The organism is Achromobacter sp. (assembly GCF_032102605.1).
Lineage (GTDB): Bacteria > Pseudomonadota > Gammaproteobacteria > Burkholderiales > Burkholderiaceae_B > Achromobacter.
In genome coordinates this window covers 562,760-582,090 of the sequence record NZ_DAMDGT010000001.1, presented here as the reverse complement: position 1 = coordinate 582,090, position 19,331 = coordinate 562,760, and the positions used below count along the sequence as shown (strand labels likewise).

Genomic DNA, 19,331 nt, shown 5'->3' with positions numbered 1-19,331 from the left:
TCAGGCTGCCCGCAGCGCCAGCGGCCGGCCCCCGATGACCGTGCCCAACACCGTCAAGTCTTTCAGGTCCTGCGCCGGCACGGCGGTGGGATCGTCCCGCAGCACGCAGAAGTCCGCGTGCTTGCCGACCTCGATGGAACCGACCAGGTGATCCATGTGCAGCGTGTACGCCGCGCCCAGCGTGATGGCATGCAGCGCCGCGTCGACGCCGATGCGTTCCGAAGCGCCCAGCACCCGCCCCGACGCCGTCTGCCGGTTCACCGCGCACCATGCCGTGAACAGCGGCCCCAATGGCGTGATGGGCGCGTCGGAATGGATGGCGAACGGCACCCCCGCGCGCGCCGCCGACGCGCAGGCGTCCATGCGGTTGGCGCGGTCCGGGCCCATGGTCAGCGCGTAGTGCGCGTCGCCCCAGTAATAGATGTGGTTGGCGAACAGGTTCACGCACATGCCCAGGCTGGCCATGCGGCGGAACTGCGCGGCGTCGGCCATCTGGCAGTGCTGCAGCGTATGGCGGTGGTCCCGCCGTGGCGTGCGCCGCAGGGCCCGTTCGACGGCTTCGATGGCAAGCTGCGTGGCCTCGTCGCCATTGGTGTGGATGTGCAGCTGCGCGCCTGCGTCGTGATAGGTTTGCACCATCGCATCCAGTTCGGACGGCGCAATCACCCAGATGCCGTTGGGCGCCCCGTTGAAGTAGCCGGGCCAGCGCACCCGCGCGGTGAAGCCCTGTATCGATCCATCCACCACCAGCTTCACCATGCCCAGGTGCAGCTTGTCATGGTTCAGGCGGCGCGCGGCGCCAAGCTTTTCCAGGCACCCCGCCGGATCGCCCGCGTACGTCAGCGCGGACGCCGCAGGCACGATCCGGACCGGGTAGTCGGCCTCGGACGTCACCCGCGCCAGCGTCGCCAGCCCCTCGTCGTTCAACTCGTTGACCAGGTCCGTCGCCGTGGTCACGCCCGCCCATTGCGCGACCTTGCCGAACATCCGCAATCCTTCTTCCGTCAAACCGACCGTACGAAAGGGGCTGCCGATCAGCCGCATGACCGGGAACATGGCCGCGAACTCGCACAGTTCGCCGCTGGGCCGCCCGTCGGCAAGCCGCGTCACCCCTTCGATATCGGTGTCCCGGTCGATTCCGGCGCGCGCCAGCATGGGCGAATTCACGTTCATCAAATGCATGCTTGCATGCATTACCACGATGGACCTGTCGGCGGACACCGCGTCCAGATCCTGGATGCTCATGCGGTCGCCGCCAAAAAAGATGGGATCGAAGCCCCAGCCGATCAGCGTCTCGTCCGGCGCAAGCGCCCGTTCGAAGTCGCGCAACCTTGCGGCGACCTCCTCAAAGCTCTTCAGGCCCTGCCACAGCGTGCCATCCGGTCCACGGCGGTCGTAATAGCCCACGTACACGAACTTCCACATGCCGCCTTCCGGCAAATGGCAATGCCCCTCGACCAGTCCGGGCATCAGCACGCTGTCCGCGTAGCGTTCGTCCACGTCCGCCGGCCCCCAGCCGGCCAGGTCCTCCAGCCTGCCTACGCCCAGGATGCGCCCGTCGCGCACGGCGACATGCGTCGCACGCGGCTGGGCGGGGTTCATGGTCAGGATGGTGCGGGCGGCGTAGATCGTGGTGGCGCCAGAAGGCTGGTTCATCGGGCTTTCCTTGGGTTCGTGGGGTTCAGGCCTGCAACGGCGATACAGCCTCGCCGTTCCGGGTCTCGACAAAATGGCAGGCGACGTGATGGGCCGACGCCACTTCGCGCAGCGGGGGCTCCTGCTGGGCGCACACCGCCTGCGCGGCGGGGCAACGTCCGGCAAAGCGGCAGCCGGGCGGCGGGTTCACCGGGCTGGGCGGATCGCCCTGCAGCCTGACGCGGCGCGCGGCGGTCTCGCGGCCGCCCTTCACGGTGGGCACGGCGGACATCAGCGCCACGCTGTACGGGTGCAGCGGCCGCGAAAAAAAGGCGCGCCGCGAAGCGCGCTCGATGATCTTGCCCAGGTACATGACCGCGATGTCGTCACACACGTGCTCCACCACCGCCATGTCGTGCGAGATGAAGAGAAAGGACTGTCCCTGCTCGCGCTGGATGCGGCGCAGCAGGTTCAGGATCTGCGCGCGAATGGCGATGTCCAGCGCGGACACGGGCTCGTCGCAGACAATCAGGTCCGGCGCGCTGGCCAGCGCCCGCGCGATGTTCAGCCGCTGCCGCTGGCCGCCGCTGAACTGATGCGGAAAGAGCTGCCGCTGCTCGGGCCTCAGGCCCACCAATTCGAACATCAGCGCGACGCGCGCCTCGCGCCCGCCGGGCGGCTCGATGCCCATCAGGTCCAGCGGCGTGCGCACGATATCCTCGGCCCGCTGGCGCGGGTTCAGCGACGAATACGGATCTTGAAAGACGAGCTGCAGCCGGCGCCGCATCTTGCGCAGCGCCGATCCGCGCATCGCGGTCAGGTCGCTGCCGTCGAAATGGATGCTGCCGCCCGTCGGGTCCGCCAGGCGCAGCACGGACAGCGCCGTGGTGGTCTTGCCCGAGCCGGACTCGCCCACGATGGCCAGCGTGCGGCCGCGCTCCAGGTCGAACGACACGCCGTCCACCGCGCGCACGACTGCGGGCGTCCCGTCGCGTCCCCGGCCGCCAACCGGAAAATGCACCATCAGGTCTCGCACCGACAGCAGGGATGACGACTGCGCCAGGCTCATCGCGATGCCTCCGGGTAAAGCCAACAGGAAACGCCCTGGCCGCCGTCCAGCAGGCTCATGGGCGGGAACTCGCGGCTGCATCGCGCCATGGCGTGGTTGCAGCGGTCGACGAAAGGACAGCCCGCGCCGCGCTCCCATACCGATGGCACCACGCCGGGAATCTCGGGCAGGTCCGGCCGCTCGTCGTCGGGTTCGCGGTCCAGTTCCGGCAGGCAGGCGATCAGGCCTTGCGTATACGGATGACGGGGATGCGCCAGGATCTGGCCCACGCTTCCCTGCTCCACCACCCGCCCGCCATACATCACCACCACGCGGTCCGCCATTTCCGATACCGCGCCCATGTCGTGCGTGATCAGCAACACCGCGGTGCCCCGCCGCGCCTGCTGCTCGCGCAGCAGGTCGAAGATCTGCGCCTGCACGGTCACGTCCAGCGCCGTCGTGGGTTCGTCGGCGATGAGCACGTCCGGGTCGCAGGCCAGCGCAATCGCGATCATGACGCGCTGCCTCATGCCCCCGGAAAGTTGGTGGGGATAATCGTCCACGCGGCGTTCCGGCAGCGGAATGCCCACGGACTTCAGCATCTCGATGGCGCGCTCGCGCGCCTGGCTCTTGGTCAATCCCTGATGCAGGCGCAGCGGCTCGGCGATCTGGTCACCCACCGAGTAGACGGGGTTGAGCGCGGTCATGGGCTCCTGGAAGATCATCGAAATGTTGTTGCCGCGCACCCGCCGCATGGCTTCGTCGTCGTGCGACGCCAGGTCGGCGCCGCGCAGGCGCACGCGGCCGGCGCCGATGCGCGCCAGCGGCGGAATCAGCCGCATGATGGCCAGCGCGGTCATGCTCTTGCCGCAGCCGGACTCGCCCACCAGGCACAGCGTTTCTCCGGGGCGCAGGTCGAAGCTCACGTCGCTCAGCACCTCCGCGGTACGCCCGCGCGTGCGGAATTCCAGGCTCAGCCCGTCCACCTCCAGCACGGGGCCCATGTCGGCGGCGTTCATGCCCGCCCCCGCGATGTCGGATTGAGGGCATCGTTCAACCCGTCGCCGATCAGGCTGACGGCAAGCACGGTCAGGAAGATCGCCGCCCCGGGCAAGGTCACGGCCCACCATGCGGTCAGGATGTAGGGACGATTGCTGCCGATCATGAGGCCCCAGCTCATCACGTTGGGATCGCCCAGCCCCAGGAACGACAGGCCGGCCTCGAACAGGATCGCGGTGCCGATCGCCAGCGTGGCGGACACGATCAGTGGCGCCAGGGCGTTGGGCAGGATGACGCGCCAGATGATGCGCGCGTCCCCCGCGCCAATGACGCGTTCCGCCAGCACGTATTCGCGCCGCTTCAGGCGCAGGAATTCCCCGCGGGCCAGGCGCGCCGTTCCCGTCCAGCTGACGACGCCGATGGCCACGGCGATCGTGGTCAGCGACGGCGTGAACAGCGTGACCAGCACCATGGCGAACAGCAAGGTGGGCAGCACCTGGAAGAATTCGGTGATGCGCATGAGCGTCTCGTCGACCCAGCCGCCGTAATAGCCCGCCAGCGCGCCGATGGTGATGCCGATGGCCATGGACAGCACCGCGGCCACCACGCCCACCAGCAGCGTCGCGCGGCCGCCGTAGATCATGCCGGTAAGCACGTCGCGGCCCAGGTAGTCCGAGCCCAGCAGCAGCTCGGAACCGGGGGGCTCCATCGGCGCGGCTGCGATCTCGAAGGGATCGGCTTCCAGCACCATCGGACCGAACAGTGTGATGGCCAAAATCGCCGCCAGCAGCAGCACGCCGACAAGCGCGCTGGGATTGCGCGCGAACACGCGCAGCGCTTCGTAGGACGGCCGGGGCGGCGGTTTGGGCCGCGCATCGCTGTGCGCGGCGCCGGGAATGGCGATGGGTGCGGGTCTCATGATGTCTTGATCCGGGGATCGATCAGGCGGTAGGCCAGATCGGTGAGCTGGTTCATCACCACCACCAGCAACGATGCAAAGAGCAGGATGCCGAGCAACGTGGGGTAATCGCGGCGCAGCACCGAATCAAAGGCCAGCCGGCCCAGTCCGGGCCAATTGAAGACGGTCTCCACCAGGATCGCCCCGGCCAGCACATTGCCGAACTGCAGGCCCAGCATCGTCACCACCGGCAGCACGCCGTTGCGCAGCGCATGCTTGTAGAGCACCGTGCTTTCCGGCAAGCCTTTCGCGCGGGCGGTCCGGATGTAATCGGCGGACAGCGCGTCCATGACGCTGGCGCGCGCCAGCCGGCTGTACTGCGCCAGGTATACGAAGGCCAGCGTGAAGGCCGGCAGCACCAGGTGATGCAGCACGTCCACGACGCCCGCCCACCCGTCCTGCGGCCCGCCCGCCGACCGCATGTCGGATACCGGAAAGATCGGCAAGGCCGACGCAAACAGGATGATGAGAATGATGCCGGTCCAGAACACCGGGGCGGAATACCCCACGACGGACAGCAGCGTGATGCCCTGCGACAGCAGCCCGTTCGGCTTCCGCGCGGCCAGCGTGCCCAGCAGCGTGCCGACGAAGAACGCACAGGTCACGGATGTCACCACCAGCAGCAGCGTGGCGGGAACGCGTTCCCAGATAAGCTGCGCGACCGGGAGATTGAAGAAGTACGAATAGCCCAGGTCGCCGCGCAGCACCTGCGCCAGGTACAGCCCAAGCTGCGCGATGAAAGGCTTGTCCAGGCCGTACTGCACGCGAAGCTGGGCCCGCAGCTCTTCGCTGATGCCGCCCATGGATCCCGCGATGGTCTCGACGGGATCGCCCGGCGAGATGTGGATCAGCAGGAAGTTCAGCGTCACCACGGCCAGCAGCAGCACCGCGGCGTAGGCAAGACGGCGCGAAAGATAACGCAGCATGACGGCCCCCGCTACTGCAAGTAGGTCTCGTCCAGCGGCGACAGCATGCCCCAGATCCCCGCCGGCAAGCCTTGCACCTTCTTGGACGACAGCGTGTGGTACGGGATGACGGTCAGGAAGTCGATGGGCACGTCCTCGGTGACCAGGCGCTGGAACTCTGCGTACAGCGCGCGGCGCTTCTCCACGTCGGTCTCCGTGCCCGCCTGCTCCAGCAGCGTGTCGACCTTCGGGTTCTTGTACGACTGCGTGTTGGTCCAGATGATGTCGCGGATGTTGGACGACAGATAGGTGCGATGCACGCCAATGACCGGATCGCCCCAGTTGAAGACGATATCGGTGGTGATGTCGAAATCATGGCTGGCGATGCGCTTGGCCCACGTCGGGAAATCCGGCGATGCGCGCACCTGCACGTTGATGCCCACCTTCTTGAGCTGGCTGCGCAGATACTCCGCGACGTTCTTGCCCTGCACGTCGCTGCCCGGCATGTAGTCCACCGTCAGGGTCAGGCGTTCGCCCTTGCCGTCTTTCTTGAAGCCGGCCTCCTCCAGCAACTGCTCGGATTTCTTCAGGTCCAGCGGATATTTCTTCAGGTCCTGCGTCGCAAAGGGGCTGGTGCCGACGATCGGGCCGTATGCCGGCGCCGCGAAACCGGCGTTCAGCGCCTTGGTGATGAAGCCCTTGTCCGTGGCGTAGGCAATCGCCTGGCGCACCCGCACGTCATCCAGCGGCTTGCGCGCCGTGTTGAACGCCAGCCAGCTCAGCGCGCCGATGCCCTCGTAGCCTTTGTTGGTCATGACGATGGCCGGATTGTCCTTGGCGCGCCGCAGGATCGTCGGCTCGGTCATGAACGGCAACGCGCCGATGTCGCCGCGCTCCAGGCCGATCAGCAGATTGGTGGCGTCCGGGTTGATCTTGACCACCACGCGGTCCAGCAGCGGCTTGCCGGGCAGGAAGAACTTGTCGAAGCGCTCCAGCACGACCTCCTGGCCCGGCTTGAATTCCTTGAAGATGAACGGCCCCGAACCCACCACGTTGGCGGAGTTGCGGGGATGCGTCTTCAGGTCCTGGCCGTCGCCGTAGATGTGCTTGGGCAGCACCGGCATCAGCGCCGGCGACAGCGCCAGCAGGATCGCCGGATGCGGCTTGCTCATGCGCAGCACGGCGGTGCGCGCGTCCGGCGTGTCCACGCGCTCGACGGGTGCGAACATGGTCTGGAACGGGTGGTTCTGCTTGACCGCCATGACGGAAAACGCCACGTCGTCGGACGTCACGGGCTTGCCGTCGTGGAACACCGCGTCGCCGCGCAGATGCAGCGTCAGCGATTTGCCGTCCGGCGCCACCTCCCAGGATTCGGCCAGATACGGTTGCGGCTTCCAGTCCGCGTCGTACCGCAGCGGACTGGCGAACAATTGCGAGCTTGGCAGCGCCGTCGCGGTGCCCGACTGCACCGCGCCGTTCAGGTGCCGCGGCACCTGCGTCGAACCGATGACCAGCGTGCCGCCGGGCTTGGGCGCGTCAGCCGCGACGGCGCCTCCCGCCATTGCAAACATCGACAGAATGGAGGCCAGGCCTAGTCTTGCGCTGCGCATGTTCTACCCCTTTGATGTTGTCGCGTGAACCATTCAAGGATGGCTTTCGCCCTAGCGTAGCGATCCCTCGGGTCCGGGCTTAGTACCAAACCGCCGGACTTGCTGGTGCCAGGGCGCCGCGCGCTCAGTTGGCGCGCGCACGCGCATACAGCGCCGCGACGGCGCAGCTATTGACGCGTGCTTCCATGGAGTCGGACCGGCTGGTCAGCAGCACGGGCACGCGGGTGCCGAGCACCAGCCCCGCCGCGCCGGCGCCCGCCAGCCAGGTCAATTCCTTGTAGAGCATGTTGCCGGCCTCGATGTCCGGCACCAGCAGGATGTCCGCGTCGCCCGCCACGCGCGACACGATGCCCTTCTGGTCCGCAGCCTCGCGCGAGATCGCGTTGTCGAACGCCAGCGGTCCGTCGATGTCGCCGCCGCGGATCTGCAGCCGATCGGCCATCTTGGACAACGCCGCCGCATCCAGTGTCGCCGGCATCGCGGGATTGACCGATTCGGTAGCGCACAGCACGGCGACCTTGGGCCGCTCCACGCCCAGCGCGCGCGCCAGCTCGATGGCGTTCTGCGCAATGTCCGCCTTGTCCTGCAACGAGGGCGCGATATTGACCGCGGCGTCGGTCAGGATAAGCAGTTTGGGATAGGCGGCCACCGCCATCACGAACGCGTGGCTGATACGCCGGTTGGTGCGCAGGCCCGATTCGCGCGTGACCACCGCCGACATGAAGTGGTCGGTGTGCAGGCTGCCCTTCATCAGCATGCTGACCGCCCCGTCCCGCGCCAGCGCGGCCGCGGCGCGCGCCGCCAGCGCCTCGTCGTCCGGCGTATCCACGATCTCCATCGATCCGGCGCGCAGGCCCTCCTGTTCCATCAGCGCGGCCAGCCTGTCACCCGGTCCCACCAGCACCGGCTCGATATAGCCCGCGTCGCCGGCGTGCGCGGCGGCGCGCAGGCTGACGGGGCACAAGGGATACGCCACCGCCGTGCGCAAGCGTCCCGCCCCTAGCGCGGCCTCGCGCAGCGGCTCGAACAAACGGTCGAAAGCCATGTCTTCGCTCCTGCCGCGGGCACACCCACGGCCGCCCGATAAAGGTCCGGCGCGGGCCGAGGCTGAACCGCCCCGGCTCGCGCCGCGCGCGCGGTTCAGCGTCCCACGGGATCGATCGGGAGCGGCACCTCGCCCGACTTGAAGGGCTCGTTCACGTACTTGCGGTACTTGTCCAGGAAGCGCACCGGCTGCTTCAGGGCGTCGCGGCGGAACGGGTCGCCCAGTTCTTGGCTGACCATCATTTCCAGCACGGTGGTCTTGCCTTCCAGTTGCGCCTGGCAGGCGGCCTGCAACGCCGCGCCCACCTGATCGGCGTGTTCGACGCGTATGCCCTCCGCGCCCATGGCGCGCGCCAGGTCCGCAAAACCCGGATTGCGCAGGTTGCTGCCCACGAAGCGCCGGCCATAGAAGTCGACCTGGTTCTTTTTCTCGGCGCCCCACTGGCCGTTGTGGAAGACCACGGCGGTCACCGGAATCTGCTCGCGCACGCAGGTCAGCAGTTCCTGGAAGCTCATGCACCAGGCGCCGTCGCCCACGTAGGCCACCGCGGGACGGTCGGGCCGGCCCAGCTTGGCGCCGATCAGCGCCGGCAGCGCATAACCGCAATTGCCGAAGCTCATCGCGGCCAGCATGGAGTTCGGTTCGTCAAAGCGCAGATAGCTGTTGGACACCGAGCAGATGTTGCCGATGTCGGTCGACACCATCACGTGCTTGGGCATCGCGCGTTCCAGCTCGCGCAACATGCGCCGCGGATGCATGCGGCCGCCGCCGTGCTCGATGATGTCCAGGCTCCAGTCGTCGCGTTCGTGCGACCAGCCATCCAGTTCCTGTTCCCATTCCGACTTCTGAGCGGCGATCTCTTTGGCCCGCTGATCCTTGGTGCGGACGCACGCGACGTCCCGCGCCTGCAGCCGGGCAGTCAGCGCGGCGGCCGCCGGCTTGGCGTCGCCGCAGATGCCCACCGACACCGGTCGCACCAGGCCGATCATGCGGTGGTCGGCGTCGACCTGGATGATGCGGGCGTTCTGCGGCCAGTATTCCAGCCCGTGCTGCGGCAAGGTGCCAAAGGGGCCCAGGCGCGTGCCCAGCGCCAGCACCACGTCCGCCTGCGACAGCAGCTTCATGCCCGCCTTCGCGCCCTGATAGCCGAGTGGACCGCACCACAGCGGATGGCTGGCCGGGAACGCGTCATTGTGCAGATAGCTGGTCACGACGGGCGCACCCAGCAGCTCGGCCAACGCCACGCATTCGGCCTGCCCGTCGGAGAACAGCACGCCTCCGCCGGCAACGATCACCGGGAACTTGGCTTCGGCCAGCATGCGTGCCGCCGCCTCCAGGTCCTCTTCCGACCCAGGCCCGCGGCGGATCCGGCGCGGCTCCGGAATGGCCACGTCGATCTCGCCGTAGAAGTAGTCGCGCGGAATGTTCAGCTGCGACGGCCCACGCTCGGCCATCGCGTTGTCGAAAGCCTTCGCGGTGAATTCGGCAATGCGGTCCGGGCGGTTCACGTGCGCCTGGTACTTGGTGATGCGGGAAAAGATGGGAAGTTGCTCGGTCTCCTGGAATCCACCCAGGCCCATGCCCGAAGTGCCGGTCTCGGGCGTGATCGCCACCACCGGGCTGTGCGCCCAATAGGCTGCGGCCACGCCGGTCACGAAGTTGGTGATGCCGGGCCCGTTCTGCGCGATGCAGACGCCGTGCCTGCCGGTTACCCGGGAATAGCCATCGGCCATGTGCGCCGCGCCCTGCTCGTGCACCGTGGGCACGAACCGGATGCCGGCTGCGGGAAACAGATCCAGCGCATCCATGAAGGCCGAACCGACGATGCCGAAAACATCCTTGACGCCCTGCGCGACCAGCGTCTCGACAAACGCTTCGCTGGGGGTCATGTGTTGCTTGCTGCTCATGGTCTCTCTCCTGGCGGGCCGGCGCTCGTCCGATTGCTCATTGGCCGGTGTGATCCGATACTGCGCCAGAATTCCGCTGCTTCCCACCCCCGTCCGTTTCATTTTCTGCAAATTCTGTGCGAGGATGGGCAGCCGATCGCCGAATCTTCAATTATTGAAAGATGAAAGACGAATCCTCCGCCGCCCTGCGCGCGCTGACCCTGCTGGAACAGGTGGCGCAATCCGGCCAGCCCGTATCGTTGGCCGCGCTGACCGAATCCACCGGCCTGCCCAAGCCCTCGGTGCTGCGCATCCTGTCGCGGCTGGTGGACGCCGGCATGCTGCTGCGCGAGCCCGCCGGCAAAAGCTACGTCAGCGGCCCGCGCCTGAGCGCCCTGGCTCGCGACACGCTGCTGAACTCGCCGCTGCGCGGTGAACGCCACCGCATCCTGGACAGCCTGGTCGACGAAATCGGCGAAACCTGCAACTGCACCATGCTGGACGGCGACGAGGTCATCTACCTTGACCGCGTGGAAACCGCCTGGCCGCTGCGCGTCAACCTGCACTCCGGCTCGCGCGTGCCCCTGCACTGCTCGGCCAGCGGCAAACTGTTCCTGGCCTACATGCGGCGCGAGACCCGGCAGCGCCTGCTGGCCGCCGCCACGCTCCCGCGTTATACGCCAAACACCCTGTGCGACGTGGCGGCGCTGGAAGAAGAGCTGCGCGTCATTAAAAAGGAAGGCGCCAGCTTCGACCGCGAGGAATTCCTGCTGGGCATCGTCTGCATGGCCGTGCCCATCCTGCACGGCTCGAAGGCCATCGCCGCGATTGCGTTGCATGCGCCAGTGGCGCGCCTGTCGATCGATGGGGCCCGGGCCTGGCTGCCGCGGATGCAGGAGGCCGCCCGGGCATTGGCGGGGACATATGAGGCGTCCGCGTAGCCGGACGGCCCCGCCAGGCGGCGATTCAGCCCTCTTGGTCCTTCCCGGCCGCGCCGGATTGCGCCCGCTCCTGCCGCCGGGTTCGCGCCCCCTCGATCTTGGCAAGCAGCGGCTGTTTCTTCTGGATGACGATCTCCAGGTACCGTTCCCGCGGCAGCACAAGCCGAATGACGGTGGGCAGCGCCTCGTACGCGCGCTCGAGCACGTCCTTGACCATCGCTTCGTCCTTCAGCTTTTCGGCCGAGACGCTCAGCAGGCCATCGACGGTCACGCGCTCGATGGTCTGCCAGTGCTGTTCGACGAGCGCGCCGCCTTTTTCCGCCGTTGCGCCCGCCAGTTCACGGCCCTTTGCTCGCGCGCTGGCGGCGGCGTCTCCAAGCTGGGCTTTTGAGCTTTCGATTGCGCCAGCCGTGCGGCTGGTAAGCGCCTTGGCCTTGACCGCTGCGCCTTCCGAAAGCGCCTTCAATTTGTCGAACATGATCCACCCTGACGTCAGTTGCATCTGGTTATCGGGTCGGGCTGGCCCCGCAGCCGGCCTTTCCCGTCGGTAGATCATACCGGCGTAGGCTTTAAACTATCGCCCAACTCATCTTTTCTCCGATCCCTTGCGGGATCCGACTCGCCGTGACCGACACCGCCTTTTCCACCCTTCCCCTCCTTCCCGCCCTGCTCGAAAACTTGCAGACCGTGGGTTTCGAGCAGATGACGCCCATCCAGGCGCAGGCCCTGCCCCTCATCCTGGACGGCCGCGACGTGATCGCGCAAGCCAAGACCGGCAGCGGCAAGACGGCGGCGTTCGGCTTGGGAGTGCTGCAGAACCTGGACGTGAACCGCATCGTCCCGCAGGGCTTGGTGGTGTGTCCCACCCGCGAGCTCGCCGACCAGGTGGCGCAGGAACTGCGCCGGCTGGCGCGCCTGATCCCCAACGTGAAGATCCAGACGCTGTGCGGCGGCGCGGCAGCCCGCCCGCAGGCGGAATCGCTGGCCCGCGGCACCCATCTGGTGGTGGGCACGCCGGGCCGCATCCAGGACCATCTTGAGCGCGGCAGCCTGGACCTGGCCGGCCTGAATACGCTGGTGCTGGACGAAGCCGACCGGATGGTGGACATGGGGTTCTACGACGATATCGTGGCCATCGCTTCGCATTGCCCCACCAAGCGCCAGACGCTGTTGTTCTCGGCGACCTACCCCGACAACATCCGCAAGCTCAGCGCCCGTTTCCTGCGCAATCCGGCCGAGGTCAAGGTCGAAGCGCAGCACGACTCCAGCCAGATCGAACAGATCTTCTACGAGATTGACGAAGGCGACCGCCTGGACGCCGTGGCGCGGCTGCTTGCCCATTTCCGCCCCGCTTCCACGCTGGCGTTCTGCAACACCAAGATCCGCAGCCATGACCTGGTGGAACGCCTGCAGGCCGAAGGCATCAGCGCCCAGGCGCTCAATGGCGACCTGGAGCAACGCGAGCGCGACGAGATCCTGATCCAGTTCGCCAACCAGAGCTGCGCCGTGCTGGTCGCCACCGACGTGGCCGCGCGCGGCCTGGACATCCAGAACCTGGGCGCCGTGATCAACGTGGACGTGACCAAGGACACCGAGGTCCACGTCCATCGCATCGGCCGCAGCGGCCGCGGCGACCAGAAGGGTCTGGCGCTCAGCTTGTGTTCGCCCGAGGAAATGCGCTGGGCCAACCTCATCGAGCAATACCAGGGGTCGCCGCTGAAGTGGGCCGACCTCAAGTCGCTGCGCCCCAAGGCCGACCGCCCCTTGCGGGCGCCCATGATCACGCTCAGCATCCAGGGCGGCAAGAAGGACAAGCTGCGCCCCGGCGACCTGCTGGGCGCGCTGACCGGCGACGGCGGCCTGACGTTCGAGCAGGTCGGCAAGATCAACATCACCGAATTCACGTCCTATGTGGCGCTGGACCGCCAGATCGCCAAGCAGGCTTTCTCGCGCATTTCGAACAGCAACATCAAGGGCCGGCGTTTTCGCATGCGCTTTCTGGAAGAGTTCTGACCCGGTTGGCGGGACCACGGTTTCGGTCGCCGTCTCGAGGCCGGATCGGAGCCGCCGCGACCATCCCGCAACGCAAGCGTCGCCAGGCCGGCGATTGTCGCGATGGCGGCGCAATGCTTGATGATTTTGCTGGGTCTTTGCCATAATGGCGCCGCCAGCACTCCGGTCGGCGCTTTCGCGGGCTGCCAGCCGGCGCGCGGAACCAAAGGCAAGCGGTGCGTTCCAACCCGCGCACTGTCCCCCTTAACCATCACAAGAGAAACTCACCATGATCAAGTCCGATGACACCGGCAAGCTGATCCTGCGCCTGACCCTCGGTATCCTGATTCTGCTCCACGGCCTGGCCAAACTGATGGGCGGCGGCGTCGGCGGCATCAGCGGCATGCTGTCTTCCCATGGCTTGCCCGGCTTTCTGGCTTACGGCGTGTACGTGGGCGAGATCATCGCCCCCGTCCTGCTGATCATCGGCGTCTACGCCCGCCTGGGCGGCCTCATCGTCGCCATCAACATGGTCGTGGCCATCCTGCTGGCGCACAGCAGCCAGATCGGCGGCTTGAACAACCAAGGCGGCTGGGCGCTGGAACTGCAAGGCATGTTCCTCTTCGCCGGCGTGGCCATCGCCTTCATGGGCGCGGGCCGTTTCAGCCTGGCCGGCACCGGCGGCCGCTGGAACTGAAGCGTTTGCTCCAGCCTGCGGCGCAGCACCGCAGGCTGAATGGCTTTGAAAGGGATTGCGAAAGCGGTCCCTTTCTTTTTTTGCGCAGACATTGATACGAAAGACATCGACCGTCACGCAGGCGCAAACATCGGTCACGCGAAAGCTGTTTCGGAACGATTACAGTCCTGAACTCCCGCTGACGGCTGTGGCCTAATCATTATGTCGATCCGCGAGTCCGCTGCATCAAGGACACTTATGAACCCGTCGTTCCGTATTGCCCGCTTGCGCCCCTTGGCCTCTGCTGCCCTTTTGGCGGCCAGTGCGGCCGCGGCCGCGCAAACCTATTCCACGGTTCCGGCGCCTGCCGCGTCCGCCTATGAGCCGTCTTACGACGAGGGCGATCCCGCCGACGCGAACCTGGCGGTGGTGGACCGCAGCCCCGAGCCGCCACCGGCCCTTCCGGTCTATGTGCAGCCGCCCGCGCCGGCCAACGGTTATATGTGGGTGCCGGGTTACTGGAGCCGCAACCACTATGGATTCTTCTGGGTGCCGGGCGCGTGGGTGATGGCGCCCTACGCGGGCGCTCTGTGGACGCCCGGCTATTGGGGTTACACGAACGGCCTGTACATGTGGAACCCGGGGTACTGGGGCCCCCACGTGGGGTTCTACGGCGGCATCAACTACGGGTTCGGCTATACGGGTCTTGGATATGTCGGCGGCTACTGGAAGCGCGACCGCTTCTACTACAACCGGTCCGTCACGAACGTCAATGTCACGCACGTGACCAACGTCTACCACCGCGACATCGTCGTCAACCACGCGGACAGCCGTCGTGTCAGCTATCACGGCGGGCCGTCAGGCATCCGCCGCCAGGCCGATCCGCGCGAACTGGCGGCGCGCCATGACCGCCACGCTCCGCCCACGGCCGCCCAGCGCGCCTACGTGCGCGACGCGGGCGGCAACCGCGCCCAGTTCTACGAACACAACAAGGGCCGTCCGCCGCAGGCTTATGTCGATCATCCGGACAACGGCAGGAATGGATCGAGGCCGGGCGCGTACGGCCGGCCAGGTGACGGACGCGACGACCGCGGCAACGCACCGGGCGACAACCGGCCTGGGGCGGGCAATTCGCCCGGACAGCAGAGGCAGAACCTGGCGCAGGATCGCGGCCCCGACGGCCGGCAGGGCCAGCGCCAACGCGATCCATCACCGCAGCCAGACCGCCAGCAACAGGTGCGAGACCAACAGGCCCGAGAACAGCTGGTGCGCGATCAGCAACAGCGCGACCAACAACGCCAGCAGGGCCGCGACCAGCAAGCCCGTGAACGCCAGCAGAACGACGCCCAGGCCCAGCAACAGTTGCGACAGCAGCAGATACGCGACCAGCAGGCGCGCCAGCAATTGCAGCGCGACCAACAGAACCAGCAGGAGCTGCGCGACAGGCGGCAGCAGGACCAGCAAGCGCGCCAGCAGCGCGACCGGGACGAACGGATGCAGCAACAGGCTCGCGACCGGCAGCAGCACGAGCAGCAGGCGCGTGAACAGCGGCAGCGCGACCAGCAGGCGCAGCAAGCCCGACAACATCAGCAACGCGACCAGCAGGCGCAGCAGCAAGCCCGTCAACAGCAGCAACGCGACCAGCAGGCGCAGCAGCAGGCCCGACAACAGCAGCAACGCGACCAGGCAAGGGGTGATGGCCGCGGCGGGCCGAACCGCGACTGAGCTGGACCCTCGCGCGCCGCGCCGCTACAGTAGGCGGCTGACGACGGCTTCCCGCCGCCCCCCAAAACGTAGGAGATTCCCATGAAGCGGCTTGTCCCCTGGTTCCTGGTTTGCGGCCTGTTGGCCGGCCCGTCGGCGCAAGCCGCGCTGAACGTCGGAGCGCCCGCGCCCGACTTCAGCGCGCCAGCCTCTCTGGGCGGCGATGTCTATACGTTCAAGCTGAACGAGGCGCTCAAGCAAGGCCCGGTGGTGCTGTATTTCTTTCCGGCGGCCTTCACGCAGGGCTGCACGATCGAAGCGCACAACTTCGCCGAAGCGACGGACGAGTACAAGTCGCTGGGCGCGACCGTCATCGGCGTATCCACCGACAATATCGACACGCTCAAAAAGTTTTCGGTCAGCGAATGCCGCAACAAGTTTGCCGTGGCGGCGGACGGCGACGGCAAGATCATGAAGGCGTACGACGCGGTCCACGACCGCCGCCCCGAATACGCCCAGCGCGTGTCCTACGTGATTTCGCCGGACGGCAAGATTCTGTACGAGTACACGGACATGAGCCCGGAATCGCACGTCGCCAACACCATGCGTGCCCTGCGCGACTGGAAGGCCAAACAAAAGTAGCCGCGCCGGTCCCGCCCGTTCCGGCGCCTAGTTGAACGGCCAGACGGCGGGATGCGTGCCCGGAGGGCTGGATGGCCGCGTCCAGCGGGCCGGCGTCTCGGAAAAGCGCGCGGCATGGCGGACGGCGACCAGCTCGCCAAATCCGGAAGGCGAGGTCTCCATCAGGCCGTCGAAGCCGGGCATCGCACAGGAAAGTCCGCCTTCCACGCGACCCAGTCCGCGCAGCCAATGCGCGGTTTGCGCCAGGGACACCCGCACGTGCCAGCTGCCGCCTTCCGTGGCCTGGCGCGCCAGCGCCACCTGGGCCCCGAACGCCATCAAGTAGCCCGAAGCGTGATCCAGGATCTGCATCGGCATCGGCTTGGGCGCTTCCTGCCCGGCAGCCTGCGCTTCCGCGTGATTGAAGCCCGTCGCCGTCTGCACCAGGGAATCAAAACCGCGACGATTCGCCCAGGGGCCGGAGGTGCCATAGGCTGTCAGCGAAACATAGACAATGCCCGGACGGATTCTTGCGGCATCCTGCGGACCAAACCCCAACGCGGACATGCCGCCGGGCCGGTAACCCTGCACGAATATGTGAGCGCTGCGAAGCAGGTTGCCCAGCGCGATACGTCCGTCGGCCGTGTCCAGATCGGCCAGCACGGACAGCTTGCCGCGGCTGGTGTCGATGATGTTGTCGATGTTGGGCAGCTGCGGGCTGTTCAGCAACATGACGTCGGCGCCATAGGCGGCCAGCGCCCGGCCGCAGACCGGACCGGCAATGATGCGGGTCAGGTCCAGCACGCGGATGTCCTTCAGCGGACGGGCGTCCTGCGCATACTTGGGCAAGGGACGCGGGTCGGCCTCGCCGATGCGTTCGATGGTCAGGAGCGGCTGCGACGCGACGGCCTGGCCCTGCGGGTGCCGGTCCCATTCGTCGAAGCTGCGCATCGCCGACACCACCATTCCGGCATCTGCCGCGACCTGTTCAAAATCCAGGGCCTTCCAGCGGCCCAACGCGCGCTCCACGGCTTCGCGTGTGGCGCCATCGCCGGTGGGACAACCCAGCAGCGCCAGCGCGCCGTCGCGGTGATGGGCGAAATTGGCATGGATGCGCACCCACCCGCCATCGCCGCACCGGTATACGCCGGTGATGGGATCCCACGGGTTGGGCGTGATGCCGTTGATGGTGAAATGGCTGCGGCATTCCTGCGCCGCATGCAACATGTCCACGCTGACCTGCTGGCGCGCCCCGCCGCGCAGGTGCCAGATCTCGGCGGCAGCCAGGGCGGCGGCGGCCATGCTGGTCTGCGCCGCGGCGCCAACCGCAAAGGAGGAAGGCACGACCGGGTCGGCGCCGGTCAAGACCACGTGTTCCAGCGCTTCATCCGGCAGGTCGACCGAACGCCAGAGCGTGTGCAAGACATCCCGGGACGACTTGCCGGCTGGTGTGCGTCCCCTCAGAAAGGACGGGCGGAGGTCCATCAGGTTTCCCATAGCGTTTGTCTGCTCTAGTCGTTTAATGCATTACATGGCGGGGCCCGCACCGCGTCAATATCCGCCGCGCGCCAGCGTGTTTCATGGTTTGACCGCCGAAACGGGTACAAAAACGCGTTGAAGCGCTGCTGCCCTCTCCCCTCGGTCCGTGGCTGTCGCAGGCAAGTTGCACTGCAACACCGGTCACATCTCCTCGTAGTTTTTACATCGGCTTCCAGACGGAGCCAGCCCGGGAGCCGCGCCCGGTCGAGATAGAATCCCAGCCTCCCCGGCCCGCCCCGCCGTTTCCAGCCTTGGAGCTTTCCCATGAATACGCTGATCTGGCTGCGCACCGACCTGCGCATGCACGACAACGCCGCGCTGGCTGCGGCCGCCGAGGCCGGCACCGTCACCGCGCTTTTCCTGGCCGCGCCCGGCCAGTGGCGCCAGCACGGCGACGCGCCCGCCAAGGTGGATTTCTGGCTGCGCAATCTGCGCGAGCTATCAGAAGATCTGGCGCAAGCAGGCATTCCGCTAAAGCTGCTGACCGTGCGCGACTGGAGCGATGCGCCCGCCGCCATCGCCGAGTTTTGCCAGTCCCACGGGATCGGGCAGGTTCACGCCAACACGGAATGGGCCATCAACGAACGCCGCCGCGACGCCGCCGTGGCGGCGGCGCTGCAAGACATCGGCGTGGACTGGACGTTGCACCACGGCGCTACCCTGCTGCGCCCCGGCACGGTACTGAACGGCAAGGGCGAATGCTATCGGGTCTATACGCCTTACGCACGGACCTGCCGCGAACGCCTGCGCAGTGCACCGGTACGCGCCATTGGCGCACCGCGCGCCCAGACACCCCCCGCCTGGTCGTCCGATCCCCTGCCACAAGCCTTTGATGGCTTCGACGCTCCCGCCGAGGCAGTTCGCGCGCTCTGGCCGGCCGGAGAATCCGCCGCCAGCGACCGCCTGCAGGCCTTCGTCGACGACGCCATCGACGCGTACAAGGACGAACGCGACTTTCCGTCGCTGCCCGCGACGAGCTGCCTGTCGGCGTATCTGGCGGCCGGCGTGGTGTCGCCAGGCCAGGCCCTGCGCGCAGCGCTGGCGGCCAATCACGGAGAGCTCGACAGTGGCAAGGCGGGCGCCGCCACGTGGATCAATGAACTCTTGTGGCGCGAGTTCTACCAGCACCTGCTGGCCGCGCATCCGTCCCTCTCCATGCACCAGCCCATGAAGCCCGAAACCGCGGCCGTACCCTGGCGCGACGCCCCCGACGATCTGGCCGCGTGGCAGCAGGGCAAGACCGGCATTCCCATCGTGGACGCCGCCATGCGACAGCTCCTGGCGCTGGGCTGGATGCACAATCGCCTGCGCATGGTGACCGCCATGTTCCTGTCCAAGAACCTGCTGATCGACTGGCGGCTGGGCGAGGCCTGGTTCATGTCGCAACTGGTGGACGGCGATCTGGCCGCAAACAACGGCGGGTGGCAATGGAGCGCGTCCACCGGCGCCGACGCCGTGCCGTATTTCCGTGTCTTCAACCCCCTGTCCCAGTCGCGCAGGTTCGATCCGCGCGGTGTATTCCTGCGCGAATGGCTGCCGGAACTAGCCCATCTGGACGATAAGGCGATCCACGATCCCAGCCCGCTGGAACGCGCCGCAGCCAACTATCCCGAACCCATCGTGGACCTGTCGCAAAGCCGACTTCGCGCCTTGGAGGCCTTCGGCAACCTGCCCGCGGCGTGAGGCCAGCGGACCTCCCCGTGTCTTGACGTACATCAACGCCGTGCCCCCGGCTGTCCCGGATGATCGCGCTGCCCCCGCCCATCACAGGA

At 67.2% G+C, this 19,331-nt stretch carries 16 protein-coding genes; 6 read left to right on the top strand and 10 right to left on the bottom strand.

Going from position 1 to position 19,331, the window contains the following annotated elements:
* The 8 genes from RT614_RS02740 to xsc form a co-directional block, all read right to left on the bottom strand.
* Entirely contained in the window at window positions 1-1,656 is a 1,656-nt protein-coding gene (locus RT614_RS02740; RefSeq protein ID WP_313620094.1) for an amidohydrolase, read from the bottom strand.
* A gap of 25 nt (window positions 1,657-1,681) precedes the next feature.
* Window positions 1,682-2,704: an oligopeptide/dipeptide ABC transporter ATP-binding protein gene (locus RT614_RS02735; protein ID WP_313620092.1), complete on the bottom strand. Its 1,023-nt coding sequence runs from the start codon at window positions 2,702-2,704 to the stop codon at window positions 1,682-1,684.
* Entirely contained in the window at window positions 2,701-3,702 is a 1,002-nt protein-coding gene (locus RT614_RS02730) for an ABC transporter ATP-binding protein (protein WP_313620091.1), read from the bottom strand. Before RT614_RS02730 ends, RT614_RS02735 begins: the two co-directional genes overlap by 4 nt.
* Entirely contained in the window at window positions 3,699-4,601 is a 903-nt protein-coding gene (locus RT614_RS02725) for an ABC transporter permease (protein WP_313620089.1), read from the bottom strand. Before RT614_RS02725 ends, RT614_RS02730 begins: the two co-directional genes overlap by 4 nt.
* Complete coding sequence (locus tag RT614_RS02720; RefSeq protein ID WP_313620088.1) at window positions 4,598-5,566, bottom strand: ABC transporter permease; 969 nt, start codon at window positions 5,564-5,566, stop codon at window positions 4,598-4,600. Before RT614_RS02720 ends, RT614_RS02725 begins: the two co-directional genes overlap by 4 nt.
* A gap of 11 nt (window positions 5,567-5,577) precedes the next feature.
* Window positions 5,578-7,155 (bottom strand): ABC transporter substrate-binding protein, encoded by a 1,578-nt coding sequence (locus RT614_RS02715; RefSeq protein ID WP_313620086.1) that lies wholly within the window; start codon window positions 7,153-7,155, stop codon window positions 5,578-5,580.
* 124 nt (window positions 7,156-7,279) lie between these two features.
* Window positions 7,280-8,200, bottom strand: a complete 921-nt coding sequence (locus RT614_RS02710) for a bifunctional enoyl-CoA hydratase/phosphate acetyltransferase (protein WP_313620084.1) — start codon at window positions 8,198-8,200, stop codon at window positions 7,280-7,282.
* 95 nt (window positions 8,201-8,295) lie between these two features.
* Entirely contained in the window at window positions 8,296-10,107 is a 1,812-nt protein-coding gene (gene xsc, locus RT614_RS02705; protein ID WP_313620082.1) for a sulfoacetaldehyde acetyltransferase, read from the bottom strand.
* Window positions 10,108-10,268: 161 nt separating this feature from the next.
* Between xsc and RT614_RS02700 the strand changes: the two genes are divergently transcribed.
* A complete protein-coding gene (locus RT614_RS02700) occupies window positions 10,269-11,027 on the top strand; it encodes an IclR family transcriptional regulator (RefSeq protein ID WP_313620081.1) in 759 nt (252 codons plus the stop codon).
* 25 nt (window positions 11,028-11,052) lie between these two features.
* On the opposite strand, the gene RT614_RS02695 is transcribed toward RT614_RS02700, so the two are convergent.
* Entirely contained in the window at window positions 11,053-11,505 is a 453-nt protein-coding gene (locus tag RT614_RS02695) for a hypothetical protein (protein ID WP_313620079.1), read from the bottom strand.
* 146 nt (window positions 11,506-11,651) lie between these two features.
* Between RT614_RS02695 and dbpA the strand changes: the two genes are divergently transcribed.
* The 4 genes from dbpA (at window position 11,652) to RT614_RS02675 (ending at window position 16,041) form a co-directional block, all read left to right on the top strand.
* Window positions 11,652-13,040 (top strand): ATP-dependent RNA helicase DbpA, encoded by a 1,389-nt coding sequence (gene dbpA / locus RT614_RS02690; RefSeq protein ID WP_313620078.1) that lies wholly within the window; start codon window positions 11,652-11,654, stop codon window positions 13,038-13,040.
* A gap of 268 nt (window positions 13,041-13,308) precedes the next feature.
* Window positions 13,309-13,716: a DoxX family protein gene (locus RT614_RS02685; RefSeq protein WP_313620077.1), complete on the top strand. Its 408-nt coding sequence runs from the start codon at window positions 13,309-13,311 to the stop codon at window positions 13,714-13,716.
* A gap of 237 nt (window positions 13,717-13,953) precedes the next feature.
* Window positions 13,954-15,420: an adenylate cyclase gene (locus RT614_RS02680; RefSeq protein WP_313620075.1), complete on the top strand. Its 1,467-nt coding sequence runs from the start codon at window positions 13,954-13,956 to the stop codon at window positions 15,418-15,420.
* 81 nt (window positions 15,421-15,501) lie between these two features.
* Window positions 15,502-16,041 carry a peroxiredoxin gene (locus RT614_RS02675; protein ID WP_313620074.1) on the top strand — a complete coding sequence of 180 codons (540 nt, stop codon included), beginning with the start codon at window positions 15,502-15,504 and terminating at the stop codon, window positions 16,039-16,041.
* Between the two features lie 27 nt (window positions 16,042-16,068).
* Here the strand turns inward: RT614_RS02675 and RT614_RS02670 are convergent, their stop codons facing one another.
* Window positions 16,069-17,517 (bottom strand): CoA transferase, encoded by a 1,449-nt coding sequence (locus tag RT614_RS02670; protein ID WP_313620073.1) that lies wholly within the window; start codon window positions 17,515-17,517, stop codon window positions 16,069-16,071.
* Between the two features lie 306 nt (window positions 17,518-17,823).
* On the opposite strand from RT614_RS02670, the gene phrB reads away from it, so the two are divergent.
* Window positions 17,824-19,242, top strand: a complete 1,419-nt coding sequence (gene phrB / locus RT614_RS02665; RefSeq protein WP_313620072.1) for a deoxyribodipyrimidine photo-lyase — start codon at window positions 17,824-17,826, stop codon at window positions 19,240-19,242.
* Window positions 19,243-19,331: the final 89 nt, after the last annotated feature.

What these genes read in the sequence shown, in the direction of transcription:
- RT614_RS02715 (WP_313620086.1), bottom strand. Translation starts at nt 7,155, where the DNA reads ATGCGCAGCGCAAGACTAGGCCTGGCCTCCATTCTGTCGATGTTTGCA.
- xsc (WP_313620082.1), bottom strand. Translation starts at nt 10,107, where the DNA reads ATGAGCAGCAAGCAACACATGACCCCCAGCGAAGCGTTTGTCGAGACG.
- RT614_RS02670 (WP_313620073.1), bottom strand. Translation starts at nt 17,517, where the DNA reads ATGGGAAACCTGATGGACCTCCGCCCGTCCTTTCTGAGGGGACGCACA.
- RT614_RS02735 (WP_313620092.1), bottom strand. Translation starts at nt 2,704, where the DNA reads ATGAGCCTGGCGCAGTCGTCATCCCTGCTGTCGGTGCGAGACCTGATG.
- RT614_RS02720 (WP_313620088.1), bottom strand. Translation starts at nt 5,566, where the DNA reads ATGCTGCGTTATCTTTCGCGCCGTCTTGCCTACGCCGCGGTGCTGCTG.
- RT614_RS02680 (WP_313620075.1), top strand. Translation starts at nt 13,954, where the DNA reads ATGAACCCGTCGTTCCGTATTGCCCGCTTGCGCCCCTTGGCCTCTGCT.
- RT614_RS02710 (WP_313620084.1), bottom strand. Translation starts at nt 8,200, where the DNA reads ATGGCTTTCGACCGTTTGTTCGAGCCGCTGCGCGAGGCCGCGCTAGGG.
- RT614_RS02685 (WP_313620077.1), top strand. Translation starts at nt 13,309, where the DNA reads ATGATCAAGTCCGATGACACCGGCAAGCTGATCCTGCGCCTGACCCTC.
- RT614_RS02725 (WP_313620089.1), bottom strand. Translation starts at nt 4,601, where the DNA reads ATGAGACCCGCACCCATCGCCATTCCCGGCGCCGCGCACAGCGATGCG.
- RT614_RS02675 (WP_313620074.1), top strand. Translation starts at nt 15,502, where the DNA reads ATGAAGCGGCTTGTCCCCTGGTTCCTGGTTTGCGGCCTGTTGGCCGGC.
- RT614_RS02740 (WP_313620094.1), bottom strand. Translation starts at nt 1,656, where the DNA reads ATGAACCAGCCTTCTGGCGCCACCACGATCTACGCCGCCCGCACCATC.
- phrB (WP_313620072.1), top strand. Translation starts at nt 17,824, where the DNA reads ATGAATACGCTGATCTGGCTGCGCACCGACCTGCGCATGCACGACAAC.
- RT614_RS02730 (WP_313620091.1), bottom strand. Translation starts at nt 3,702, where the DNA reads ATGAACGCCGCCGACATGGGCCCCGTGCTGGAGGTGGACGGGCTGAGC.
- RT614_RS02695 (WP_313620079.1), bottom strand. Translation starts at nt 11,505, where the DNA reads ATGTTCGACAAATTGAAGGCGCTTTCGGAAGGCGCAGCGGTCAAGGCC.
- RT614_RS02700 (WP_313620081.1), top strand. Translation starts at nt 10,269, where the DNA reads ATGAAAGACGAATCCTCCGCCGCCCTGCGCGCGCTGACCCTGCTGGAA.